28 protein-coding genes and 1 pseudogene are annotated in these 24,056 nt (G+C 39.0%); 21 read left to right on the top strand and 8 right to left on the bottom strand.

All coding sequences use genetic code 11. The features are described 5' to 3' along the window. Positions 1–26: 26 nt before the first annotated feature. The 10 genes from folD to H7O61_RS02095 are packed head-to-tail and all read left to right on the top strand — an operon-like array spanning position 27 to position 8,071. Complete coding sequence (gene folD, locus H7O61_RS02140) at positions 27–899, top strand: bifunctional methylenetetrahydrofolate dehydrogenase/methenyltetrahydrofolate cyclohydrolase FolD (RefSeq protein WP_187875004.1); 873 nt, start codon at positions 27–29, stop codon at positions 897–899. Beyond that, complete coding sequence (gene lepB, locus H7O61_RS02135; RefSeq protein WP_187875003.1) at positions 900–1,772, top strand: signal peptidase I; 873 nt, start codon at positions 900–902, stop codon at positions 1,770–1,772. Positions 1,773–1,780: 8 nt separating this feature from the next. Next, positions 1,781–2,479 (top strand): site-2 protease family protein, encoded by a 699-nt coding sequence (locus H7O61_RS02130; protein ID WP_025448760.1) that lies wholly within the window; start codon positions 1,781–1,783, stop codon positions 2,477–2,479. A 20-nt stretch (positions 2,480–2,499) separates the two neighbouring features. Next, positions 2,500–2,961: a ribose 5-phosphate isomerase B gene (gene rpiB, locus H7O61_RS02125; protein ID WP_021177250.1), complete on the top strand. Its 462-nt coding sequence runs from the start codon at positions 2,500–2,502 to the stop codon at positions 2,959–2,961. Positions 2,962–3,006: 45 nt separating this feature from the next. After that, positions 3,007–3,339, top strand: a complete 333-nt coding sequence (locus H7O61_RS02120) for a hypothetical protein (RefSeq protein ID WP_000495091.1) — start codon at positions 3,007–3,009, stop codon at positions 3,337–3,339. Positions 3,340–3,396: 57 nt separating this feature from the next. Further along, the gene (apt, locus tag H7O61_RS02115) at positions 3,397–3,936 is read left to right on the top strand and encodes an adenine phosphoribosyltransferase (RefSeq protein WP_079353972.1); all 540 of its coding nucleotides are present in this window, start codon (positions 3,397–3,399) and stop codon (positions 3,934–3,936) included. 14 nt (positions 3,937–3,950) lie between these two features. Beyond that, complete coding sequence (locus H7O61_RS02110; RefSeq protein ID WP_000393402.1) at positions 3,951–4,529, top strand: DedA family protein; 579 nt, start codon at positions 3,951–3,953, stop codon at positions 4,527–4,529. Between the two features lie 47 nt (positions 4,530–4,576). After that, positions 4,577–6,067, top strand: coding sequence for a leucyl aminopeptidase (locus H7O61_RS02105; protein WP_187875002.1), 1,491 nt, complete (start codon positions 4,577–4,579; stop codon positions 6,065–6,067). A 1-nt stretch (position 6,068) separates the two neighbouring features. After that, complete coding sequence (ychF, locus tag H7O61_RS02100; protein WP_187875001.1) at positions 6,069–7,169, top strand: redox-regulated ATPase YchF; 1,101 nt, start codon at positions 6,069–6,071, stop codon at positions 7,167–7,169. Between the two features lie 29 nt (positions 7,170–7,198). Beyond that, entirely contained in the window at positions 7,199–8,071 is an 873-nt protein-coding gene (locus H7O61_RS02095; RefSeq protein ID WP_187875000.1) for a radical SAM/SPASM domain-containing protein, read from the top strand. Positions 8,072–8,286: 215 nt separating this feature from the next. Here H7O61_RS02095 and H7O61_RS07840 read toward each other — a convergent pair whose 3' ends face one another. Together H7O61_RS07840 and H7O61_RS02090 are read right to left on the bottom strand one after the other, a co-directional pair. Next, on the bottom strand, positions 8,287–8,391 hold the full coding sequence (locus H7O61_RS07840) for a DUF4241 domain-containing protein (RefSeq protein ID WP_231623834.1): 105 nt from the start codon (positions 8,389–8,391) through the stop codon (positions 8,287–8,289). Positions 8,392–8,771: 380 nt separating this feature from the next. After that, positions 8,772–9,821, bottom strand: coding sequence for an AI-2E family transporter (locus H7O61_RS02090; protein ID WP_187874999.1), 1,050 nt, complete (start codon positions 9,819–9,821; stop codon positions 8,772–8,774). A 114-nt stretch (positions 9,822–9,935) separates the two neighbouring features. On the opposite strand from H7O61_RS02090, the gene dapF reads away from it, so the two are divergent. Continuing rightward, the gene (gene dapF, locus H7O61_RS02085) at positions 9,936–10,757 is read left to right on the top strand and encodes a diaminopimelate epimerase (RefSeq protein ID WP_187874998.1); all 822 of its coding nucleotides are present in this window, start codon (positions 9,936–9,938) and stop codon (positions 10,755–10,757) included. 90 nt (positions 10,758–10,847) lie between these two features. Beyond that, positions 10,848–11,495, top strand: a complete 648-nt coding sequence (locus tag H7O61_RS02080) for a YkgB family protein (protein ID WP_187874997.1) — start codon at positions 10,848–10,850, stop codon at positions 11,493–11,495. 23 nt (positions 11,496–11,518) lie between these two features. Here H7O61_RS02080 and H7O61_RS02075 read toward each other — a convergent pair whose 3' ends face one another. Beyond that, positions 11,519–11,764 (bottom strand): ribbon-helix-helix domain-containing protein, encoded by a 246-nt coding sequence (locus H7O61_RS02075; RefSeq protein ID WP_000418875.1) that lies wholly within the window; start codon positions 11,762–11,764, stop codon positions 11,519–11,521. Positions 11,765–11,937: 173 nt separating this feature from the next. Between H7O61_RS02075 and H7O61_RS02070 the strand changes: the two genes are divergently transcribed. The 7 genes and pseudogenes from H7O61_RS02070 (at position 11,938) to H7O61_RS02040 (ending at position 17,966) form a co-directional block, all read left to right on the top strand. Continuing rightward, positions 11,938–13,188 (top strand): hypothetical protein, encoded by a 1,251-nt coding sequence (locus H7O61_RS02070; RefSeq protein ID WP_187874996.1) that lies wholly within the window; start codon positions 11,938–11,940, stop codon positions 13,186–13,188. Positions 13,189–13,288: 100 nt separating this feature from the next. Continuing rightward, the gene (gene rpsU, locus H7O61_RS02065; protein ID WP_001117778.1) at positions 13,289–13,501 is read left to right on the top strand and encodes a 30S ribosomal protein S21; all 213 of its coding nucleotides are present in this window, start codon (positions 13,289–13,291) and stop codon (positions 13,499–13,501) included. A 38-nt stretch (positions 13,502–13,539) separates the two neighbouring features. Next, positions 13,540–14,283 carry a 3-oxoacyl-ACP reductase FabG gene (gene fabG / locus H7O61_RS02060; RefSeq protein WP_001160858.1) on the top strand — a complete coding sequence of 248 codons (744 nt, stop codon included), beginning with the start codon at positions 13,540–13,542 and terminating at the stop codon, positions 14,281–14,283. A 225-nt stretch (positions 14,284–14,508) separates the two neighbouring features. After that, the gene (gene acpP / locus H7O61_RS02055) at positions 14,509–14,745 is read left to right on the top strand and encodes an acyl carrier protein (RefSeq protein ID WP_001163095.1); all 237 of its coding nucleotides are present in this window, start codon (positions 14,509–14,511) and stop codon (positions 14,743–14,745) included. 104 nt (positions 14,746–14,849) lie between these two features. Then, positions 14,850–16,088, top strand: coding sequence for a beta-ketoacyl-ACP synthase II (locus H7O61_RS02050; protein WP_078244946.1), 1,239 nt, complete (start codon positions 14,850–14,852; stop codon positions 16,086–16,088). A gap of 21 nt (positions 16,089–16,109) precedes the next feature. Continuing rightward, on the top strand, positions 16,110–17,048 hold the full coding sequence (accA, locus tag H7O61_RS02045; RefSeq protein ID WP_001029400.1) for an acetyl-CoA carboxylase carboxyl transferase subunit alpha: 939 nt from the start codon (positions 16,110–16,112) through the stop codon (positions 17,046–17,048). Between the two features lie 479 nt (positions 17,049–17,527). Continuing rightward, positions 17,528–17,966, top strand: a pseudogene (locus tag H7O61_RS02040) (hypothetical protein). Positions 17,967–18,035: 69 nt separating this feature from the next. Here H7O61_RS02040 and H7O61_RS02035 read toward each other — a convergent pair. From H7O61_RS02035 to rpmE, 5 genes are read right to left on the bottom strand one after another with little or no spacing between them, the layout of a single operon-like run. Beyond that, positions 18,036–18,857 carry a hypothetical protein gene (locus H7O61_RS02035; RefSeq protein WP_187874995.1) on the bottom strand — a complete coding sequence of 274 codons (822 nt, stop codon included), beginning with the start codon at positions 18,855–18,857 and terminating at the stop codon, positions 18,036–18,038. Beyond that, positions 18,854–19,819 (bottom strand): hypothetical protein, encoded by a 966-nt coding sequence (locus tag H7O61_RS02030; RefSeq protein WP_033599056.1) that lies wholly within the window; start codon positions 19,817–19,819, stop codon positions 18,854–18,856. The genes H7O61_RS02035 and H7O61_RS02030 overlap by 4 nt, the downstream gene beginning before the upstream one ends. Positions 19,820–19,831: 12 nt before the next feature. Continuing rightward, positions 19,832–20,515, bottom strand: coding sequence for a 23S rRNA (guanosine(2251)-2'-O)-methyltransferase RlmB (gene rlmB, locus H7O61_RS02025; protein ID WP_187874994.1), 684 nt, complete (start codon positions 20,513–20,515; stop codon positions 19,832–19,834). A 13-nt stretch (positions 20,516–20,528) separates the two neighbouring features. Next, complete coding sequence (rsmI, locus tag H7O61_RS02020; protein ID WP_187874993.1) at positions 20,529–21,398, bottom strand: 16S rRNA (cytidine(1402)-2'-O)-methyltransferase; 870 nt, start codon at positions 21,396–21,398, stop codon at positions 20,529–20,531. 24 nt (positions 21,399–21,422) lie between these two features. Further along, positions 21,423–21,626 carry a 50S ribosomal protein L31 gene (gene rpmE / locus H7O61_RS02015; protein WP_000715278.1) on the bottom strand — a complete coding sequence of 68 codons (204 nt, stop codon included), beginning with the start codon at positions 21,624–21,626 and terminating at the stop codon, positions 21,423–21,425. Positions 21,627–21,890: 264 nt separating this feature from the next. Here rpmE and rho point away from each other — a divergent pair, with 264 nt between their 5' ends. Together rho and murI are read left to right on the top strand one after the other, a co-directional pair. Next, positions 21,891–23,207: a transcription termination factor Rho gene (gene rho, locus H7O61_RS02010; protein WP_001004709.1), complete on the top strand. Its 1,317-nt coding sequence runs from the start codon at positions 21,891–21,893 to the stop codon at positions 23,205–23,207. 36 nt (positions 23,208–23,243) lie between these two features. Continuing rightward, on the top strand, positions 23,244–24,011 hold the full coding sequence (gene murI / locus H7O61_RS02005; protein WP_165547743.1) for a glutamate racemase: 768 nt from the start codon (positions 23,244–23,246) through the stop codon (positions 24,009–24,011). Positions 24,012–24,056: the final 45 nt, after the last annotated feature.

Genomic DNA, 24,056 nt, shown 5'->3' with positions numbered 1-24,056 from the left:
TTTAATTATATAAAGGATAAATGGGCATGCCAAATAGGGGCGTTGTTTTATTAGACGGGCAAGCGTTAGCTTATGATATAGAAAAAGATTTGAAACATAAAATCCAAATAATCCATACACAAACGCATAAACGCCCCAAACTGGCCGTGATTTTAGTGGGAAAAGACCCCGCTAGTATCACTTATGTCAATATGAAGATCAAAGCATGCGAAAGGGTGGGCATGGATTTTGACTTAAAAACCCTCAAAGAGAACATTACCGAAGCTGAATTGCTGTCCTTGATTAAGGATTACAATACTGATCAAAATATTTCAGGCGTTTTAGTCCAGCTCCCTTTGCCCAGACACATTGATACTAAAATGATTTTAGAAGCCATTGACCCAAACAAAGATGTGGATGGTTTCCACCCCCTTAATATCGGCAAGCTCTGCACCCAAAAGGAATCGTTTCTGCCAGCTACCCCTATGGGCGTGATGCGTCTTTTAGAGCATTATCATATTGGAATCAAAGGCAAGGATGTGGCGATTATTGGGGCGAGCAATATCATTGGAAAACCTTTAAGCATGCTCATGTTAAACGCTGGGGCTAGCGTGAGCGTGTGCCATATTTTGACTAAAGACATTAGTTTTTACACCAAAAATGCTGATATTGTCTGCGTGGGCGTGGGTAAGCCTGATTTGATTAAAGCGAGCATGTTAAAAAAAGGGGCTGTAGTGGTGGATATTGGGATCAATCATTTGAACGATGGGCGTATCGTGGGCGATGTGGATTTTACCAACGCTCAAAAAGTTGCCGGTTTTATCACCCCTGTGCCTAAAGGAGTGGGGCCTATGACGATTGTCTCGCTTTTAGAAAACACTCTAATCGCTTTTGAAAAACAACAAAGGAAGGGATTTTAAATGAAATTTTTACGCTCTGTTTATGCATTTTGCTCCAGCTGGGTGGGGACGATTGTTATCGTGCTGTTGGTTATCTTTTTTATCGCGCAAGCTTTCATCATCCCCTCTCGATCTATGGTTGGCACGCTCTATGAGGGCGATATGCTCTTTGTCAAAAAATTTTCTTACGGCATCCCCATTCCTAAAATCCCATGGATTGAGCTTCCCGTTATGCCTGATTTTAAAAATAACGGGCATTTGATAGAGGGGGATCGCCCTAAGCGTGGCGAAGTGGTGGTGTTTATCCCTCCCCATGAAAAAAAATCTTACTATGTCAAAAGGAATTTTGCCATTGGGGGCGATGAGGTGCTATTCACTAATGAGGGGTTTTATTTGCACCCCTTTGAGAGCGGCAACGATAAAGATTACATTGCTAAACATTACCCTAACGCCATGACTAAAGAATTTATGGGTAAAATTTTTGTTTTAAACCCTTATAAAAGTAAGCATCCAGGCATCCATTACCAAAAAGACAATGAAACTTTCCACTTAATGGAGCAGTTAGCCACTCAAGGTGCAGAGGCTAATATCAGCATGCAACTCATTCAAATGGAGGGCGAAAAGGTGTTTTATAAGAAAATCAATCACGATGAATTTTTCATGATCGGCGATAATAGGGACAATTCTAGCGACTCGCGCTTTTGGGGGAGTGTGGCTTATAAAAACATCGTGGGTTCGCCATGGTTTGTTTATTTCAGTTTGAGTTTAAAAAACAGCCTAGAAGTGGATGCAGAAAATAACCCCAAAAAACGCTATTTGGTGCGTTGGGAACGCATGTTTAAAAGCGTTGAAGGCTTAGAAAAAATCATTAAAAAAGAAAACGCAACGCGTTAAGGTTTTTTGTGCAATTTTTTGATTTCTCTTTAGAAAGTGTTATTACCACCTTAATGAAAATCCTAGCCCTTTTGATCGCTATCATAGGGCATGAAATCATGCATGGCTTGAGCGCGTTTTTATTCGGGGACAGGAGCGCTAAAGACGCCAAGCGTTTGAGTTTAAACCCTATCAGGCATTTAGACATGATGGGATCGGTGCTTTTACCGGCTCTGTTACTCATTTTTCAAGCCCCCTTTTTATTTGGGTGGGCCAAACCCGTGCCTGTGGATATGCGCTACATTGTCTCTCAAAAAGGCTCTCTAGCATGCGTAGTGGTGAGTTTAGCCGGGGTGATCTATAATTTCACTCTGGCCGTTCTGCTCGCTTTCATCACGCATTGGAGTTTTCAAAAACTAGGGATCAACGCTTTAAGCGTTGATGAATTGAATCTTTATCAGCTTGCGTTAGTAACCTTTCTCATTCAAGGCATTCTCTATAATCTTGTCTTGGGCGTTTTCAATAGCCTCCCTATCCCCCCCTTAGACGGCTCCAAAGCGTTAGGCTTTTTAGCGTTGCATTTTAAAAGCGCGTTTTTATTGGAATGGTTTTCTAAAATGGAACGCTACGGCTTGTTGATTGTATTAATATTCTTATTTATCCCCCCTTTATCGGAGTTTTTTATCCATGCGCCCACAAGATTTTTATTTTCCTTACTCCTTTCTTAATCTTTTATCAAGGAGAGCTGATGAATAAGCCCTTAAATACCGCTCAAGTTTTTATAGGAAGCGATCATGCAGGGTTGCATCTTGCAGAATTTGTTAAACATTTTTTAGAAGACAAGCGTTTTAAGATCCAAGCTTTCTTACCCACTACAAGGGTGGATTACCCTGATTACGCCAAATTAGTGTGCCAAAAGGTTTTAGAAAATGCGCAAAGCTATGGTATTTTGGTGTGCGCCACAGGGATAGGCATGAGCATGGGCGCTAATCGCTTTAAGGGTATTAGAGCCGCTTTGTGCCTTGATGCTTACATGGCTAAAATGACTCGCTTGCACAATAACGCTAATGTCTTGTGCTTGGGTGAAAAGATTAGCGGTATTGGCGTAACAGAAAGCATTTTAGAAGCGTTTTTCTCTACAGAATTTGAACAAGGCCGTCATGTGTTGCGCATCCAAAAACTAGATGAATCGCTGAAATCATCAACCTAATGTAGTATAATTACATCGTTTCGCTAAAAAGGATATTTTAACAGAATGTTTACCCAATGGTTTATCATCACTATCGCTGTTGTTTTTATCCTTTATATGGGTGTGCGCACTTTCTTTTTTAAAACCGTGGCTAAACGGCAAGAACGCACCAACGCGTCCATGAAGCTCACCTTACAAGAAGCTGAAATTTTGATCCAAAAACACCAGTTGCAACTCCAAAGGGCTTTAGGCAATATTGATATTCTTACCCAAGAAATGAGCTCGTTAAAAACAGAACTAAAAGCCCTTAAACAGCGTAACTCTGAATACAAAGGCGAATCGGATAAATATAAAAATCGTATTAAAGAATTGGAGCAAAAAATAGAAGCTCTCCTTTAAAAACGCTATAATAAATCAAAATTCTACAACCAATCCGTTATATTAAAGGATATCAAAATGAATGAAACGCTCAAAGAAGAACTTTTACAAAGCATCAGAGAAGTGAAAGATTACCCTAAAAAAGGGATTTTATTCAAAGACATTACCACGCTACTCAACTACCCTAAACTCTTTAACAAACTCATTGACGCGCTCAAAAAACGCTATCTCGCTCTCAATATAGACTTTATCGTGGGCATTGAAGCGAGAGGGTTTATTTTAGGCTCTGCTTTAGCTTATGCGCTTGGGGTGGGTTTTGTGCCTGTGAGGAAAAAGGGCAAACTCCCCGCGCACACCCTCTCTCAAAACTATAGTTTAGAATACGGGAGCGACAGCATAGAAATCCACTCTGACGCTTTTAGGGGGGTTAAGGGGGTAAGAGTGGTGTTAATTGATGACTTATTAGCCACTGGAGGCACAGCTTTAGCGAGCCTTGAGCTTATCAAAGCCCTACAAGCCGAATGCATAGAAGCATGCTTTTTGATAGGGTTAAAAGAATTACCGGGTATCCAACTTTTAGAAGAACGCGTGAAAACCTTTTGTTTGTTAGAGTGCTAGAATAAGGGTGAATTTTGGAAGAATACATCATTGACTTATGGAATCAGCATGCAGCGACTTGGGGGTATCTCATTTTATTTGGGTGGAGCATTTTAGAAGGCGAAATTGGGTTAATTTTAGCAGGGATTGCCAGCTATACCGGTCATATGCATTTAGGGTTAGCCATTTTAGTCGCAGGGATTGGGGGCTTTGTGGGGGATCAGATCTATTTTTACATCGGCCGCACCAATAAAGCTTACATCCAAAAAAAGCTAGAAAAACAACGCCGAAAACTAGCCCTAGCCCATTTATTGTTGCAAAAACATGGCTGGTTTATCATTTTTATCCAACGCTACATGTATGGCATGCGTACCATCATTCCCATTAGCATAGGACTCACGCGCTATAGCGCTTTAAAATTCGCTATCATCAACCTCATTAGTGCGATGGTGTGGGCGAGCATTACCATTATTCTAGCGTGGTATTTAGGAGAAGAGTTATTGCATGCGTTAGAATGGCTTAAAAAACACCCTTATGCGCTAATATTACTATTAGTATCTTTCTTGGCGTTGGTTTTATGGTATTTCCAATACTATAGTAAGAAAAACCGCTAGAGCGCAATACAATTCTTGAAAGATATGAAATTAAAAAAGGAGACTTTATGTTAAAAATCAAATTAGAAAAAACCACTTTTGAAAACGCGAAAGCTGAATGCAGTTTAGTTTTTATTATCAATAAGGATTTTGATCATGCTTGGGTCAAAAATAAAAAATTGTTAGAAACCTTTAAATACGAAGGCGAAGGCGCGTTTTTAGACCAAGAAAATAAAATCCTGTATGTGGGCGTTAAAGAAGATGATGTGCATTTATTGAGAGAGGGCGCATGTTTAGCCGTTCGCACCCTTAAAAAACTCGCTTTTAAAAGCGTTAAAGTGGGCGTTTATACTTGCGGCGCACATTCTAAAGATAATGTGCTTTTAGAAAACTTGAAAGCGCTGTTTTTGGGCTTGAAATTAGGCTTGTATGAATACGACACTTTTAAATCCAACAAAAAAGAAAGCGTTTTAAAAGAAGCCATTGTCGCCTTAGAATTGCACAAACCATGCGAAAAAACTTGCACGAATTCTTTAGAAAAGAACGCTAAAGAAGCTTTAAAATACGCTGAAATCATGACAGAAAGCTTGAATATCGTTAAAGATCTAGTCAATACCCCCCCTATGATTGGCACCCCTGTTTATATGGCTGAAGTGGCGCAAAAAGTGGCTAAAGAAAACCATTTAGAAATCCATGTCCATGACGAAAAATTTTTAGAAGAAAAGAAAATGAACGCCTTTTTAGCGGTCAATAAAGCCTCTCTCGCTGTCAATCCCCCCCGCTTGATCCATTTAGTCTATAAACCTAAAAAAGCGAAGAAAAAAATCGCTTTAGTGGGCAAGGGCTTGACTTATGATTGCGGAGGTTTGAGCTTGAAACCGGCCGATTACATGGTTACCATGAAAGCGGATAAAGGCGGTGGCTCTGCGGTGATTGGGCTTTTAAACGCATTAGCCAAACTGGGCGTGGAAGCTGAAGTGCATGGCATTATTGGGGCTACAGAAAACATGATAGGCCCGGCTGCTTATAAACCAGATGATATTTTAATCTCCAAAGAAGGCAAAAGCATAGAGGTCCGCAATACTGACGCTGAAGGGCGTTTGGTCTTGGCGGATTGTTTGAGCTACGCTCAAGATTTAAGCCCTGATGTGATCGTGGATTTTGCGACCCTTACTGGGGCATGCGTTGTAGGCTTAGGCGAATTCACTTCAGCGATCATGGGGCATAATGAAGAATTGAAAAATCTCTTTGAAACTTCAGGGTTAGAATCCGGCGAATTATTAGCTAAACTCCCCTTTAACCGCCATTTAAAGAAATTGATTGAATCTAAAATCGCTGATGTGTGCAATATTTCTTCTTCACGCTATGGCGGTGCGATCACAGCGGGCTTGTTTTTAAATGAATTTATTAGAGATGAATTTAAAGATAAGTGGCTACACATTGATATTGCAGGCCCTGCTTATGTGGAAAAAGAATGGGATGTGAATAGCTTTGGAGCGAGTGGGGCTGGCGTGAGAGCTTGCACAGCTTTTGTGGAAGAGTTTTTGAAAAAGGCTTGAAATGGGCTTGTCTGTAGGCATTGTGGGTTTGCCTAATGTGGGCAAATCCAGCACCTTTAACGCACTCACTAAAACCCAGAATGCAGAGAGCGCGAATTACCCTTTTTGCACCATTGAACCCAATAAAGCCGTCGTGAATGTGCCTGACAGGCGGCTTGATGCGTTGGCTCAAATCGTAAAGCCTGAACGCATTTTGCATTCTGTAGTGGAATTTGTGGATATTGCCGGATTGATTAAGGGGGCGAGCAAGGGGGAGGGCTTGGGCAATCAGTTTTTAGCCAATATCAAGGAATGCGAAGTGATCTTGCAAGTGGTGCGCTGTTTTGAAGATGATAATATCACGCATGTGAACGATAAAATTGACCCCCTAAATGATATAGAAACCATTGAATTGGAGTTGATTTTAGCGGATATTGCCACTTTAGATAAAAGGATCGATCGCTTGCAAAAAGCCCTAAAAGGCTCAAAAGACGCTAAAAATCTTTTAGAATGCGCCTTGAGTTTAAAAACGCATCTAGAAGAATTAAAACCGGCAAAAACTTTCCCCTTAAACACGAGCGAGGCTTTTTTGGAGTTGGACAAGGAATTGCGTTTTTTATCCCATAAAAAAATGATCTATGTCGCTAATGTGGGCGAAGAAGATTTAAATATTCTCAACGAGCATGCTAAAAAAGTCAAAAACCATGCGAAAGAGCAAAATAGCGAGTTTGTCGCCTTGTGCGCTAAATTGGAAGAAGAAATGGTTTCTATGAGTGGAGATGAAGTCAAAGAATTTTTGCAAAGTTTGGGCGTAGAAGAAAGCGGGCTAGAAAAGACCATTCGTTTGAGTTTTAAAGAATTAGGCTTGATCAATTACTTTACCGCTGGAGTCAAGGAAGTGCGATCATGGACGATTAAAAAAGGTTCTAGCGCGCCTGTGGCTGCTGGGGTGATCCATAAGGATTTTGAAAAAGGCTTTATTAGAGCTGAAACCATCAGTTATGATGATTTTATCGCTTATAAGGGCGAAGCCGGAGCGAAAGAAAAGGGAGCGTTACGCATTGAAGGTAAGGATTATATCGTTCAAGATGGCGATGTGTTGCATTTTCGCTTCAATGTCTAGTTCTATTCGTTACTATTTTCTCATAAGAATTGACACCCAACAAGAAACCTTTTAAAAAAATCTATATAGAATTAAGCGATATTTGCGGGTTGCAGTGCGGTTTTTGCCCTAACCCCAAAAATATCAGAGGCGTGATGCCTTTAGAATTGTTTGAAAAAATTTGTAAAGAAGCGGCCCCCTTAACCCAAATCATCACCTTTCATGTCTTAGGCGATCCTTGCAAACTCAAAAATTTAAACCACTATCTCAACGCCGCTAAACGCTTTTCTTTGAAAGTGGATCTGGTTACTAGCGGGGCGTATTTGCGCGATTTTGAGACGCTTTTACAAGATGCAATCTATCAAATTTCTATTTCTTTAGACGCAGGGCTAGACAATCATAACAAAATCAACCAACACCGCTATATCCAAAAAATTTTAGAATTTTGCCGCTACAAATGTGAAAAAAATAGCGAAGTGTTTTTGAATTTACGCATTCAAGATAGCACTCTTGAAAAACACCAGAATTTGATCAAGCCTTTTTTAGAAAGCTTTGAATGCGTTTCTTTAGAGACTCTAAAATCGCAAGGCCGCGCTCGTCTGTTTAAAAAAAGTTTTTTGAATATCCAAAAGACCTTTAAATGGCCGAATTTGAACGCCCCAAACCCTTTAAACCAAGAATCAAAAATCCCCTATTGTTACGGCTTGATCAAGCAAGTCGCTATTTTATCTAATGGCGTTGTCGTGCCGTGCTGCATGGACACGCAAGCTCATATCAACCTTGGCGATTTAAACCATACGCCCCTAAAAGATGTCTTAAAGAGCCAAAAAGCTATGGCTATCAAAACCCATTTTTTAAAGGGCGAAGCGTTAGAACCTTTATGCAAAAACTGCTCTTATCCTTTGATCCGCTATAAAAAATGAAACCACTCCCTTAAGGCTAAGTTTTACTTATCCCTTGAAAAGGCTGTTATTTTTAGCGCGTTTTGTAATCCTATTAATAACTCGTTAGTCATTGGTTTCATAGCCGTGGTGGTGTTTAATGCGCTTTAGGCAATAAATAGCGAAGCTTTTTGCTCTTTAGTATTCTTATTTTTTACGTTTGGATTGGCGCGTTAGAATGATCAAGATTTTAAGGGTTAAAAGACAAATGGCTCTCTCGCTTTTGTCGTCGTTAGTGGGTCGCAAGCGACTAACTCCCCTAAAAACCCACTGAATAGCTTGTCAAAAAACAAATGTTTCAAAAGCTCCACCTTAACCATGTATAAGCCCTTTTTTATGCGTTAGGGTGTTTTAGCGCGCTGAATGGATTTTATGGTAGGATTAGCAAAAGAGTTTAAAGAATTAAGGTCCTTTTCTTTTGTAATAGCTTTGCGGGGTCGGAAAATGCGTGGGCTTCTCTTTGTGTGATTCAAAACACTAATTGATCTTTTTCTGTGCTTTTTAGTTATTCAACATTCTTTGCATTAGATTTATATTATAATTTCAAAGCAAGCCCACTCCATTGGCTTAATTTTTAAGCGTTCTTGCCGGCGGAATGAAAGAGTGGATAATGTCCGCATTTTTTACTTTTCATTGTCATTATTTTGCGTGATTGGCATGTGAATACATGCGTTATTTTTATTCAACATTCGCATGTTTTTTGCTCCTTTTGAATAAAGTAATTTTCATACAATCGCAGTAGCGCAATAAAAAACGCCGTGATAGTAGGTCCTACGATAATCCCCCAAAAACCAAATTGTGAAATCCCAGCAATCATAGAAAAGAAAATCAATATTTCATTGATTTTAAGGGTGGTTTTAAAGATTCTTTTTTTGATAAAAACGATTAAAATTGGCTTGATCACGCTATCAATCAACACACCAATTAGCAAAATGGAATACAAAACGATAAAAATAGCCTCATTCACATGCCCATGATAAAGCTCATAAATCGCTATAGGGATCCAAATCAAAGCCCCTCCAACAGCCGGCACTAAAGACGCCAGGCCGTATAAAATCCCCAAAGACCAGCCGTCATGCCCAAACCATATTATCATCGTCCCAAACGCCACGCCCTCTAAAATAACCGTGATGAGAGAAGTTAAAAGCACGATGCGTAAAATCCCAGCCACTTCTTCAAAAATCTTTTTACTTTGATTCATTCCAAGAGGCAAGACCCCTAAAAAATAACGATAAAATTTCTCCCCATAGTAAAAAAAGAAAAACAATAACCCCAAGATAAATAAAGCGTCTGTAACGAGTTTCAAGCTGTATTTCCCAATATAACTGCTCACTTTCAACAAATAGCCCGTGATTGAAGCGGCGCTAAAATTTTCTAAAAACTTGCTCACTCCATCATGAATGGCAGGAAAATGCGATAAATTTTCAGTGATTGTCCCCTTAAGCCATTTGATTAGGGCTGAAAATTTTTCAAAATTGATTTCAAAAATGATATTAGAACTTTTATAAACAATAAAATACAACGGCACGATCAAAACGCTCGCTAAAATTAAAACGCATAAAAACGAACTGACAACATTGAAAAAACGCTTATCTAAAAAAACTTTCACTTGAAAAAACCCCACGCACAAAAGCCCAGCGATCAGCGCATCCATTAAAAAATCCTGATACAGATAGATCATCCAATAAAAACCAATCAAAAAAAGAATCCAAAAGAAATACTGAGCTTTCATGAAATTATCCCCATTAAACTGAACCAAAAATTATCAAATGTTAGCTAAAAAACACTCTTTTAAGGATAAAAAATTTCTTTTAACTTATAATTAAAATCAAAAAGGCTTGTATTAATGGTGTTTTACAAATATTCAGGGAGCGGGAATGATTTTTTAATCACGCAAAGCTTCAAAAAAAAAGATTTTTCCAATTTAGCCAAACAGGTGTGCCATAGGCATGAAGGTTTTGGGGCTGATGGGCTTGTGGTCGTCTTACCGAGTAAAGATTATGACTACGAATGGGATTTTTACAATTCAGACGGCTCTAAAGCTGGCATGTGCGGGAATGCGAGCCGTTGCGTGGGGTTATTTGCCTACCAACATGCCATAGCCTCTAAAGAGCATGTTTTTTTAGCCGGAAAAAGAGAGATTTCTATTTGCATAGAAGAACCCAATATCATAGAGAGCAATCTCGGTAACTACAAAATCCTAGACACCATACCCGCCTTAAGATGCAAAAAATTTTTTACTAATAACAGCGTTTTAGAAAATATCCCTACTTTCTACCTCATAGATACAGGAGTGCCGCATTTAGTGGGATTTGTGAAAAATAAAGAGGGGTTAAATTCCCTTAACATGTTGGAATTAAGGGCTTTAAGGCATGCGTTTAACGCTAATATTAACATCGCTTTTATAGAAAATGAAGAGACGATTTTTTTACAAACTTATGAAAGGGGGGTTGAAGATTTCACGCTAGCTTGTGGGACAGGCATGGCAGCGGTTTTTATCGCCTCACGCATTTTTTATAACACGCCTAAAAAAGCCACTCTCATCCCTAAAAGCAACGAATCTTTAGAGCTTTCTTTAAAAAATGATGAAATTTTTTATAAAGGAATCGTGCGTTATATTGGCATGAGTGTTTTGGGCATGAGGGTTTTTGATCGTTATTTCTTGTAATGGTAATGATTTTGTCGTAATTAAACATAATGCGCTATCATTTCTAGGCTGTTTTTAGCAATATAAAAAATATCCTAAAGGAATAAAACCATGCAAGCGTTAAAATCATTGCTTGAATTGATCACAAAACTCCAGAATCTAGGCGGCTATTTGATGCATATAGCTATTTTCATCATTTTTATTTGGATTGGAGGGCTTAAGTTTGTGCCTTACGAGGCTGAAGGGATCGCCCCTTTTGTGGCTAACTCCCCTTTCTTTTCTTTCATGTATAAATTTGAAAAACCCGCATACAAACAACACAAAATGTCTGAATCCCAATCCATGCAAGAAGAAATGCAAGATGACCCTAAAATCGTTGAAAACAAAGAATGGCATAAAGAAAACCGCACTTATTTAGTGGCTGAAGCTTTAGGGATCACGATTATGATCCTAGGCATTTTGGTGCTTTTAGGGCTTTGGATGCCTTTAATGGGCGTGATTGGTGGCTTGCTTGTCGCTGGAATGACGATCACGACCCTATCTTTTTTATTCACAACGCCAGAAGTGTTTGTCAATCAGCATTTCCCGTGGCTTTCTGGGGCTGGAAGGTTAGTGGTTAAAGACTTGGCGTTATTTGCTGGAGGCTTGTTTGTGGCCGGGTTTGATGCGAAACGCTATTTGGAAGGGAAAGGGTTTTGCTTGATGGATCGCTCATCGGTAGGGATTAAAACCAAATGCTCTAGTGGGTGTTGCTCTTAAAGAGCCAATACCTTAAAGTAGGCTTAAAGCCTACTAGAAGAATCACAATTGATAGAAGAATCTTGGTTAGTGCCTTTTTTGTAAATGATCGTTTTTAAAATGTGGCGTTTGACAAAAGAATTGACGCTTTCTACTTCTTCGTCAGCCAAGCGTCTCAAAACATCATGCTCTTCTTTAGAGAGATAAAAAGTCACTGAAAAATTGCGTTTCAACTCATCTACAGCGACACGCTTACGACCGGGTTTTATATTTTTATTTCCTAATTCCATTAAAATTTCCTTTTTTAGTTAGTATGTTGTAACATCATAGCGGCTATTCTAACATGAAATAAGCGCTATTTTAATATTAAATCTAAAGAAAAATATTTTTAGATGTGCTAGAATACCCATTGGTTACAAGATAAGCTTTTTTATCAAAAATAATGATGACATAGGGGTAACAAGTGGCAATCAACACCTTTTTAAAACGTTCTTCTCTAGTCTGTTTGCTAGCCGTTAATTCGCATGCTTTTGATTGGAATATTTTTAAATACAATCTGGGTTTTAATATGTTTATCATGGATCATGAAGGCTCAACGCCTTATTGGGTCAATACTAACACCAATCTTAAAACCCGTTTGACTCCAAATTTTGGAATCCAATTTTATACAAGAGGTGTGGAGCAAAGCCTGACTGTGGGGGCGTATTTCTTTCAAAACTTCCATAATTACAGCACTAATTTTCCCTATCGTTGGGGGCCTACGATGTATTATAAGGCTAGGGGAAAGCGTTTTACTTTTTATGGAGGGATCTTTCCTAGAAAAAATCTCTTAGGGAGGTATGGTTTGAATATTTTTGCCCCCTATTATTGGTTTATAGACCCCAACGCTAGAGGGTTTTTATTGCAGTTTCAAAACCATTATTCGCCTTCAAAACCCTATTATGGGCATGCGGAATTCATGCTAGATTGGTTTGGAGGCAATTGTTATAACACTTGTAAATTCGGGAGAAACCCTTATGGGAATGCAATGGACAGGTTTCAAATGAACGGCTCTGTCGCTTATAATTTCTTTAAGGATTTATTGGGTATTGGAGGGTATTTTGTCTTGTTCCACAACGAAGACAAATACCTTTTGAATGGGGCTGATGGCATGCAGTTTAATGAAAAAAAGGCGATTGATAGCAATAATATTTATCTTATGGATCGCCTTTATTTTAACGCTTACATAGGGACAAGCCTTTTAGACATCGCCCCCTTTATGGAAAAGCTCGATGCCAGTTTTGGCATGGTTTCTGAATTAAGCCGATTGAGGCAAATTCACAAAAATGTGCCTTTTATGAATAGCGTGGGGGGGCAATTTGATGTGGAGATCCAATACAAAGGCTTTGGAATACACAATTTATTTTATTTCGCTAAAACCCCAGAAATGCCTTTTTATAACCAATACCAATATGTTGAAATGTATTGCACGCCTTCTTATTGCCCCACGCCTATTTATCGTGGTGTGCCATTCTTTCAAGCCAATTTATACAATCGTTTTGATTTTTATTACAATTGGAAAAACGACTTCGCGTCCGTTCGAATCAATTTCGTGCTTAATGCGATGCGTGGGGGCTTTGATAGGAGCTTGCCTTGGTCAGAATCTTACCAAGTGTATATGACGGTCGCCTTTGATCCTTATAACCTTATTAACAAAATCGCTAGAAAAAAGTGAAAATTCTTGACAATCGGTTAATCTGTCTTATATAATATTATTTCGTTTGTAGCCATTGTTAAGCAATGATTTTAAGCTATGGAAAAGAGGTGATAGCAGTATGCCAGGGATTAAGGTTAGAGAAGGCGATGCGTTTGATGAAGCTTACAGGAGATTCAAAAAGCAAACCGATCGCAATCTAGTGGTAACAGAATGCCGCGCTAGAAGGTTCTTTGAGTCTAAAACTGAAAAACGCAAAAAACAAAAAATCAGCGCTAAAAAGAAGGTCTTAAAGCGTCTTTACATGTTAAGGCGTTATGAATCAAGACTATAAGAACTTGAACAAATTTAAAATTTAAGGATTATTGAATAATGCAATTCACAGGGAAAAATGTTCTCATTACTGGAGCTTCTAAAGGCATTGGGGCCGAAATCGCCAAAACTCTCGCTTCTATGGGGCTGAAAGTTTGGATCAATTACCGCAGTAATGCTGAAGTGGCTGACGCTTTGAAAAATGAGCTTGAAGAAAAAGGCTATAAAGCGGCCGTTATTAAATTTGATGCGACTTCTGAAAGCGATTTTGTTGAAGCGATACAAACCATTGTTCAAAGCGATGGAGGTTTGTCTTATTTGGTGAATAACGCTGGTGTGGTGCGCGATAAATTAGCCATCAAAATGAAGACAGAAGATTTTCACCATGTCATAGACAATAATCTCACTTCAGCTTTTATAGGTTGCAGAGAGGCTTTAAAGGTGATGAGTAAGAGTCGTTTTGGGAGCGTGGTTAATGTCGCTTCTATCATTGGTGAAAGAGGCAATATGGGGCAGACAAACTACTCAGCGAGTAAGGGGGGGATGATTGCGATGAGCAAATCCTTTGCTTATGAGGGAGCTTTAAGGAACATTCGTTTCAACTCTGTAACGCCAGGCTTTATAGAAACCGACATGAACGCTAATTTGAAAGACGAACTCAAAGCGGATTATGTTAAAAACATTCCTTTAAACAGGCTAGGGTCTGCTAAGGAAGTGGCGCAAGCGGTAGCGTTTCTTTTGAGCGATCACTCTAGTTATATCACCGGGGAGACTCTCAAGGTCAATGGCGGGCTTTATATGTAGTCCTAAACATTCTTTTAGCGATAAAAGTTTGTAAGTAGCAAAAATCATGCTACCATTATGAGGTTATTCTAAAACAAAGAGGTTATTGTCAAATGGGGATTATTTACTTAATATTGTTTCTCATTGTAATTTATTTGTTGTATAGGATTTTAGATGTTTTGGAGCAAAAATAAACGCTCCAATGATGATTGGATTTAATTTTTACAAAACAAGGGAGTTTTAATCATGGCTTTATTTGAAGATATTCAGGCAGTTATTGCTGAGCAGTTGAATGTGGATGCGGCGCAAGTTACCCCAGAGGCGGAATTTGTGAAGGATTTGGGTGCGGACTCTTTAGATGTCGTGGAATTGATCATGGCGTTAGAAGAAAAGTTTAACATTGAAATTCCTGATGAGCAAGCGGAAAAAATCGTCAATGTGGGCGATGTGGTGAAGTATATTGAGGACAATAAACTGGCTTAATCTTTTTTTAACTTGGAGCGTTTGTCTCCAGGTTTTAGTCAAAAATTTAGCTTTAGCTAAAATCTAGTTTTATTGAATTAAAGTTTTGAAATGAGGAGCTATTGGTGCGTCGGATTGTAGTAACTGGAATGGGAATGATCAATTCGCTAGGTTTAAATAAAGAAGATTCTTTTTTAGCGATCGCTAAAGGGGAATGCGGTATCAAAATGATAGAAAGTTTTGATGCGAGTGCGTTTCCTGTGCGTATCGCTGGAGAAATCACTGACTTTGACCCTACAGAGGTGATGAATCCCAAAGATGTTAAAAAGGCAGGTCGTTTCATTCAATTAGCCTTGAAAGCCACAAGAGAGGCGATGAAAGATAGTGGGATTTTAGACGCTCACAATAAATGCCCCGAAGAATTGGCAAATCGCATGGGTGTAAGCTCTGGCTCTGGGATTGGCGGGTTAGGCAATATTGAAGCGAATTCTATTTTTTGTTTTGAAAAAGGTCCTAGAAAAGTCAATCCCTTTTTTATCACTTCTGCGTTAGTGAACATGATTGGAGGTTTCACTTCCATTGAGTTTGGCATTAAAGGGCCTAACCTTTCTAGCGTAACGGCTTGTGCAGCAGGCACTCATGCGATTATTGAAGCCGTTAAAACCATTTTGCTTAATGGGGCTGATAGAATGCTAGTCGTGGGAGCAGAATCCACCATTTGTCCTGTAGGGATTGGAGGGTTTGCGAGCATTAAAGCCCTTTCTACAAGGAATGATGAGCCTAAAAAAGCTTCAAGACCTTTTGATAAGGATCGCAATGGCTTTGTGATGGGCGAAGGCGCTGGGGCTTTAGTGCTTGAAGAATACGAGAGCGCGAAAAAAAGAGGGGCTAAAATTTATGCAGAATTTGCCGGGTATGGCGAGAGCGGCGATGCTAACCATATCACAGCCCCAGCCCCTGAGGGTGAAGGGGCTTTTAGAGCCATGAAAATGGCTTTAGAAATGGCGAAAGTGGAAGTAGGCTATGTGAACGCCCATGGGACTAGCACGCATTATAATGATTTATATGAAAGCATCGCTCTAAAAAATGTGTTTGGCTCTAAAGAAAAAGTCCCTCCTGTTAGCTCCACTAAAGGGCAGATTGGGCATTGCTTGGGCGCTGCGGGCGCGTTAGAAGCCGTTATTTCTATCATGGCTATGAATCAAGGGATCTTACCTCCCACCATTAACCAAGAAACGCCTGACCCAGAATGCGATCTGGATTATATCCCTAATGCAGCCAGAGAAAAGCAAGTGGATGCGGTGATGAGTAACTCATTTGGTTTTGGTGGCACTAATGGTGTTGTGATTTTCAAAAAAGCCTAGTTTTAATTTAGGATTTTGTGAATGGCGATCTATTTAGATTTTGAAAATCATATTAAAGAGATTCAAAATGAAATTGAACTAGCTCTCATTAGAGGCGATGAGGACGCTAAAGAAATCTTAGAAAAAAGATTGGATAAAGAAGTTAAGACCATTTACTCCAATCTCACAGACTTTCAAAAACTCCAATTAGCAAGACACCCTGACAGACCCTACGCTATGGATTACATTGATCTCATCTTAAAAGATAAATATGAAGTCTTTGGCGATAGGCACTATAACGATGATAAAGCGATCGTGTGCTTTATAGGGAAAATTGATAATGTCCCGGTTGTGGTGATCGGAGAAGAAAAAGGCAGAGGGACTAAAAACAAGCTCTTAAGAAATTTTGGCATGCCTAACCCTTGTGGCTATCGTAAAGCTTTGAAAATGGCAAAGTTTGCTGAAAAATTTAATTTACCTATTTTAATGCTTGTAGATACAGCCGGGGCGTATCCGGGGATTGGCGCAGAAGAAAGAGGTCAGAGTGAAGCGATCGCTAAAAACCTCCAAGAGTTCGCCTCTTTAAAAGTCCCTACTATTTCTATCATTATCGGTGAAGGGGGCAGTGGTGGCGCGTTAGCGATTGCGGTAGCTGACAAGTTGGCTATGATGGAATATTCCATTTTTAGTGTTATATCCCCAGAAGGTTGTGCGGCGATTCTTTGGGATGACCCTAGCAAAACTGAAGTGGCTATTAAAGCGATGAAAATCACGCCTAGAGATTTAAAGGAGGCGGGGCTTATTGATGATATTATCTTAGAGCCTAGCAAAGGGGCTCATAGAGACAAATTTTCAGCCGCCAACACGATCAAAGAGTATTTTTTAGACGCTCTAAGGACTATCCAACAAGACCCTCATTTCCTTGACAACCGCTATCAAAAATTGATGTCGCTTGGCTCGTTTGTGGAGGGCATGAATTAGCTCTATAAAAAACTTTGCCTTAATAAAATATTGATAACTGGTTCTTTAATTTTTAAAAATTGTGTTTTTAAACTTTATTTTAAACTCATTCTCTTAAGGAAATAAGGGGTGTTTTGAAATAATTGCCCCCTACAACTAAAATCCCCTAAAGACCGCTTTAAAAAATACCGCTTGATAAAATCAGGCTCTCTATTATCCAATCTTTAAAAAAATGCAATACTTTTTAGATTTGATAACCAACGCTCAATAAAAACAAAGCCAAATTTTTCACCACTTGCTATCATTTTAGAAAAAAGCGGATATTTTACATAGTTTGTAAAATAATATAAAAAACATCATTGTGTTACCAATCTGCTATCTCTCTCCTTTTGTTTGAATATAAAAAGACAATCATCATGCTCAACATATTGAATGAAAGCATTCTTATTTTACAATACAAAAGTTAGGTCTAATGGTATTTTAAAAAAGAAAGAAATCCCATGGTTATATATGAAAAAATCAAAAGCCGCTTTTCTAGGAATTGGTCTTTAAGGAATAGGGGCAGGCATTTTGCATCTGCAAGCGTGTATTTTTTCTCACTTTTTGTCATTACAGCGGTTAATAGAAGTAGTGCAGTTGCTTGGTTATTGATGCCTGAACATTTGATTGGGTGGTTTTTTGATTTCTTTTAGTGGGGAATTTGTAGCAGACATGGCGTTTGGCAAAAAAGGTAAAATCTTTAAAACCCGCTTTGGAATTTCTATTGTGAGCGGTATTTCACTACTGCTTGGCGCTTTACCAGCGCATTTATTTTTTGTATGGTTTGGTTTTATTAATTGGTGGGCTGTCTTTTTTATAGAAGCGGGAGCTGATCTATTGGTGGGCTGTGTGATACAAAAGATTTTTTTGGGTAAATATTGGGTGGATCGCTATTATTAAGGCTCTTTTTTTAAGCCTGAAAGCGGATTTTCTTATATTCCAATCAATTAAATAAGGGTTACCCCCTACTTAAGGCATCGCATCAAAAACCACGCTAATCCCATTTTTTAAAATGATAGGGTTTTTCGCGTCAGTGATATGGATAAAACGCACGCCATCAAGCAAGTTAAGAGCGATTTCTTGTTGTCTGTTTTCTTTAGCAATGATTTGAATGATCTTTAAGTTTTCATCATAAAAAATGATTTTGGGTTGCCACAAAGGGTTATTAGAGCTTATTTTTAAATACGCGTTTTGATTCACGCTCAGCCAGTATTTCCCACTCGCTTCCTTAAACTCCACAGGATCGCTGCTCAAAACTAAGGCTCTCGCATTAGGGAGCTTGATCTTTTGTAAGGCAAAGTCGTATTCCCACTCTTTTAAAGACACCCGTCTAATATCTATAAAATCAAAACCATGCCTTTTCATCGTCTCTATCAAAATGTTAGGGTCTAAAACGTATTCCGTTTTAAGCTCGTATGAAAAAACATTCTCGCCTGAAGAACTTTGCATTTTAATAGGCAAAACATACGAATACCCCATCATGCTCAAAGAATTATTGATGCTTTTGGCAAACGCTAGGGGATTGCTTGAAGCCTTGAAAGTGATTTTCAACATGCTTGGCTTGTCAAAATTAAACGATAAAAGCCCGTTTTCTTTGAGGGTGTTGAGTAGTTTCAAGGAATCCAAACGCCCCATTTCATAGAAATCCTTACGATTTTTAAACAAACGCTCTAAAAAAAGCTTGTTCATGTGGTAGGATCGCTCCCCCATTAAATTCTCAATCTTATCGTTTAAAGCATCAGCGTTTAAAAGCATTCCCCCAACAATAAAAGCTAAAAAAAGCTTGTTCATTGCTGGAGCGCTTTGTATTGGGCCTCATTGATGAGCGTTAAGCCTTTATTTGGCTCGTATAAAAACCGCCTAGTTTTGCTGTCGTTATAATCTTGTTCTTGATGGTTGTTTTTAAGAATAAGATGCCCATGCCCAAAGCGTAACAACAAGCGGTGGTTTTTAGCCTCTAAAGGATAACTTTTTTTAAAAACCTTTTGAAAAGAGTTTTTCTTCTCATCTAAATCAATCACTTCTACCCAAATATCTCGTTTAGGGATAATGTAAATGGTATTAGGATTTTCTTTGATCGCTTCTTTGCCTTGCTTGTCTTGCTCTTTTGGTTTTTCTTCTAATTTAGGCGTTGGCTCTAACTTTTTTTCTTCTGTAGGACTAACTTCATTGAAAGAACTATTTTTGGTGTCGGGCTTAATAGCGCTTTCTTGCTCTCTCTCTTCTTTTAAAGAAGAGCTGTTTTGAATGATAACGACCACTAAAATAATGACAACCACCCCTAAAACGATAACAAAGGGTTTCCATTTGGAAGACTTTTTGGATAATGAAGTATTGGCTTGATTGATGCTGTAATCCAATTCAACCTTAAGGGGTTTTTTTGCTGTTTCTTCAGGGCTTGTTTCTTGTTTTTGCTCTTCTCCCACGCCCTCTTTAAAAACACACACTTTGTCAAATTCTTTCACCCATGCGCTCAAATCAATTTTATACTCGCGCTCTAAAATCTGTATAAAACCCCTAGCATGCACCCTTGATAAAGACTCATAGCGTTTTTCCAAGATAGAATGGATATTTTTAGAAGCGATTTTAGTCGCTTTGCAAATTTCTGCCACTCCAACTTCTTTTAAAATCTGCAAATTTTTATCTAAATTTTTAAGCGATAATTCTTCTAATGCCGCGCCAGAAATATCTTTAGAAATATTTTGAACATCAGAAAGATCTAAATTTTCTAAACTTTTTTTATTCTGTTCCATTCAATTGACCACCTAGTTGATTTTATCCATTAAGATCCCTGCTGCCACGCTCACATTGAGCGAATCAAAATCTCTTCGCATTTTTACGCTTAATATAGTGTCCATTTTAGCAAGGATTTTTTTAGACAACCCCTCATGCTCGCTCCCCAAAAAAAGAGCGCATTTTTTTAAGGATAGATTTTCCACTTGACTAGAGCCTTGCATGCTCGCACCCAAACATAAAAACCCGCTCGTTTTCAATTCATTGATTAAATCCAGCGTGTTAGGCGCAACGCTAAAAGGCAAATCATACATAAGCCCCAAGCTGGATCGCACAATCCCCTCATAAGCAAACTCTCTAGCAAAATCTAAAATAACGCCATCCATTCCTAAGCAATACGCGCTCCTAAAAATACCCCCAATATTCCCCACATCCGTAATGCCACAAAGCACCAAAAGTTTTTGAGCTTTTTTAATTTCTTTTAAAGAGACCGCTAAGGGCAGTTCCACTTTAGCTAAAACCCCTTGATGATTCCCCCCTTTAGCCAAGCTTTGCGCTTTTTTATTATCCACTTTGATGATATTTGGGCATGCTTTTTTGAGCGCGAAAAAAAGCTTTTTGTCTATTTCTTTGGAAAGATAGATTTCTTGCAACTTTTCATGATGGGAGTTTAGAAGGCGCGTAATCACCTGCTTGCCATAAACCACTGCTTGCATGCTAAACCTCTTTCTAATCGCATTGATTTTTTTCTTCTGACAAACGCTGGCAATAAAGCTCTTTAGCGTTTTTTTGTGTCATAGCGGCTTGAATTTTAGCCTTAATTTTAGGAGGCAAATCCAACTCCAATAACGCCGATAGCCCCATGCAAGGCTCTATTTTTTTCTCATTCAAAAGCACTAAAACCCACTCCCCTTGGATATTACTTTTTTGCAACCGCTCTATGATTTGAGAAATTTCTCCTAAATAATATTGCTGGTGGAGTTTGGTAAGCTCTTTAGCCGCAAACAAATGCATGCCTTGAGCCAAATCGTTTAAATCCTTTAAAGTCTCTAACAATCGGTGCGGGCTTTCATAAAAAACCACCGGGGTTTTTTCTTCTAAATACGCTAAAGCGTTTAAAATTTTAATAATCCTAAAACGCCTTTCCTTACTCTTATGGGGTAAAAAGCCAGCATAAAAAAACCGCCCTTCTAAAAACCCGCTCGCGCAAAACGCCGTAGTGAGTGCATTAGCCCCGGGCAAAACATCGTATTGGATATTGTGTTTTAAAGCGTAAGCGGCTAAACTCATGCCTGGATCGCTCAAACTTGGCATGCCTGCATCGCTCATCACAGCGATTTCTTTGTCAAAAAAAGAAGGCTTTATTTGGTTTAAAAATTCCTGATCGTTGTGTGAATGGAAGGCGATAAACTCCCTTTTTTTAGCCGCAATATTAGGGAAAGAATGGCTAATAATAGGGTTTTTTGCAAGCAAGTGCAACAGCCTCTTACTCACCCTTGTATCCTCGCATAAAAAAACCTCGCAACGCTCTAAAACTTCTAAGGCGCGTAGCGTAATGTCAGCGAGATTACCTATAGGAGTGGGCAAAAAATACAGCACAAAAAGCCACGCTTTTTAAAAGAGTTACTTCAAGTTGTAGCGTTGCTTGAATTTCTCTACTCTCCCTGCAGTGTCAGCGATTTTATCGCTACCGGTATAGAAAGGGTGGCAAAAGCTAGAAATATCAATACGCATTTCAGGTTTGGTGCTTAAAACTTCAATTTCTTTCCCGCTAGTCACGCAAGTAACTTTGCATGGGATATATTCGGGGTGAATGCCTTTTTTCATCAAGTATCCTTTATTTTTAAATTTAAACTTAAAATTATAGCATAAGTAACAATAAATTAAAACCACTCTAAAGTTAAAATAAAATTTGACTTTGTTAAAAAAATTATGATAGCATAGCGAAGCATTACGAAATTCAACGCTTGTGGCATGCGCCACTTATTAGCATCTTTTGATTACACTAATTCTTTAAGAATGCTTTAGCTTTTTGTATTTTTATCTTAATTGAAACAACTAGAAACCTCTTTTTAATTAAAAGGAAATTTAATGAACGAAAACGCGCCTACGCACAAAAGTTCGCACAAAGTCAAAACGCACACGCCAGTGAGCGGTTATCACATTGAAGATTTACGCACCTACCCTACTGAAAAGCTTTTAGAAATCGCTAACAAGCTCAAAGTGGAAAACCCCCAAGAGTTCAAACGACAAGACTTGATGTTTGAAATTTTAAAAACCCAAGTTACGCAAGGCGGATACATTCTTTTTACTGGGATTTTAGAAATCATGCCTGATGGCTATGGCTTTTTAAGGGGGTTTGATGGGAGTTTTTCGGACGGGCATAACGACACATATGTTAGCCCTTCTCAAATCAGGCGTTTTGCTTTAAGGAATGGCGATATTGTTACCGGTCAAGTGCGATCCCCCAAGGATCAAGAAAAATACTACGCCCTTTTAAAAATAGAAGCCATCAATTACTTGCCTTCAGATGAGATCAAAAACCGCCCTTTGTTTGACAATCTAACCCCCCTATTCCCTGATGAACAAATCAAATTAGAATACGAACCCACTAAAGTTACCGGCAGGATGCTGGATTTATTCAGCCCTGTGGGGAAAGGTCAAAGGGCTTTGATCGTTGCGCCACCAAGAACTGGGAAAACGGAACTGATGAAAGAACTCGCCCAAGGCATCACTTCTAACCACCCTGAAGTGGAGCTGATTATCCTTTTAGTGGATGAGCGCCCTGAAGAAGTTACGGATATGCAACGAAGCGTTAAGGGTCAAGTTTTTAGCTCCACTTTTGATTTGCCCGCCAATAACCACATAAGAATCGCTGAATTAGTCTTAGAGAGGGCTAAAAGGCGAGTGGAAATGGGTAAGGATGTGGTGGTTTTATTGGATTCTATCACCCGTTTAGCCAGAGCGTATAACGCTGTAACGCCTTCAAGCGGTAAGGTTTTAAGTGGGGGCGTGGATGCGAACGCCTTGCACAGGCCTAAGCGCTTTTTTGGGGCCGCAAGGAATATTGAAGAAGGCGGGAGCTTGACGATTATCGCTACGGCGTTGATTGAAACGGGATCTAGAATGGATGAGGTGATTTTTGAAGAATTTAAAGGCACCGGGAATAGCGAAATCGTTTTAGCGAGGAATATTGCAGACAGGCGCATTTACCCGGCCTTTGATATTTTAAAATCCGGCACACGAAAAGATAATATCTTGCTTGGCAAAGACCGCTTGACTAAAGTGTGGGTTTTAAGGAATGTGATGCAACAAATGGATGACATAGAAGCCTTAAGCTTTGTGTATTCTAAAATGCAACAAACTAAGGACAATGAAGAATTTTTAAATTTAATGAATGAAAAATAAAATCCCTAATTAATCCCATTAAATTAAAATAGTGTCATGAAAATAGGCGTTTTTGATAGCGGTGTGGGAGGGTTTAGCGTTTTAAAAAGCCTTTTAAAAGCACGATTGTTTGATGAAATCATCTATTATGGCGATAGTGCTAGAGTGCCTTATGGCACTAAAGACCCCACCACGATCAAGCAATTTGGCTTAGAGGCTTTGGATTTTTTCAAACCGCACCAGATTGGATTATTGATTGTGGCATGCAACACAGCGAGCGCTCTGGCTTTAGAAGAGATGCAAAAGCATTCCAAAATCCCTATTGTGGGCGTGATTGAGCCAAGCATTTTAGCGATCAAGCGGCAAGTGAAAGATAAAAACGCCCCTATTTTAGTGCTAGGGACAAAAGCGACGATTCAATCTAACGCTTATGACAACGCCCTGAAACAACAAGGCTATTTGAACGTTTCGCATTTAGCTACTTCTCTTTTTGTGCCTTTGATTGAAGAAAGTATTTTAGAGGGCGAATTGTTAGAAACTTGCATGCGTTATTATTTCACTCCCTTAGAGATTTTACCTGAAGTGATCATTTTAGGTTGCACGCATTTTCCCTTAATCGCTCAAAAAATTGAGGGCTATTTTATGGGGCATTTTGCCCTTCCAACGCCCCCTCTACTCATCCATTCTGGCGATGCTATTGTTGAATATTTGCAACAAAAATACACCCTTAAAAGCAATACGTGCGTATTCCCTAAAGTGGAATTTCATGCGAGCGGCGATGTGATCTGGCTAGAAAAACAAGCTAAAGAATGGCTCAAATTGTAACGCTAATAAAATAACTCAATTCCAAAAAGGGGCTATAGCTCACAT

This window comes from Helicobacter pylori (genome assembly GCF_014496965.1).
Taxonomy (GTDB): domain Bacteria; phylum Campylobacterota; class Campylobacteria; order Campylobacterales; family Helicobacteraceae; genus Helicobacter; species Helicobacter pylori_CZ.
Note: the sequence above shows the minus strand (reverse complement) of the source record. Positions and strands in the feature narration are given on the sequence as shown.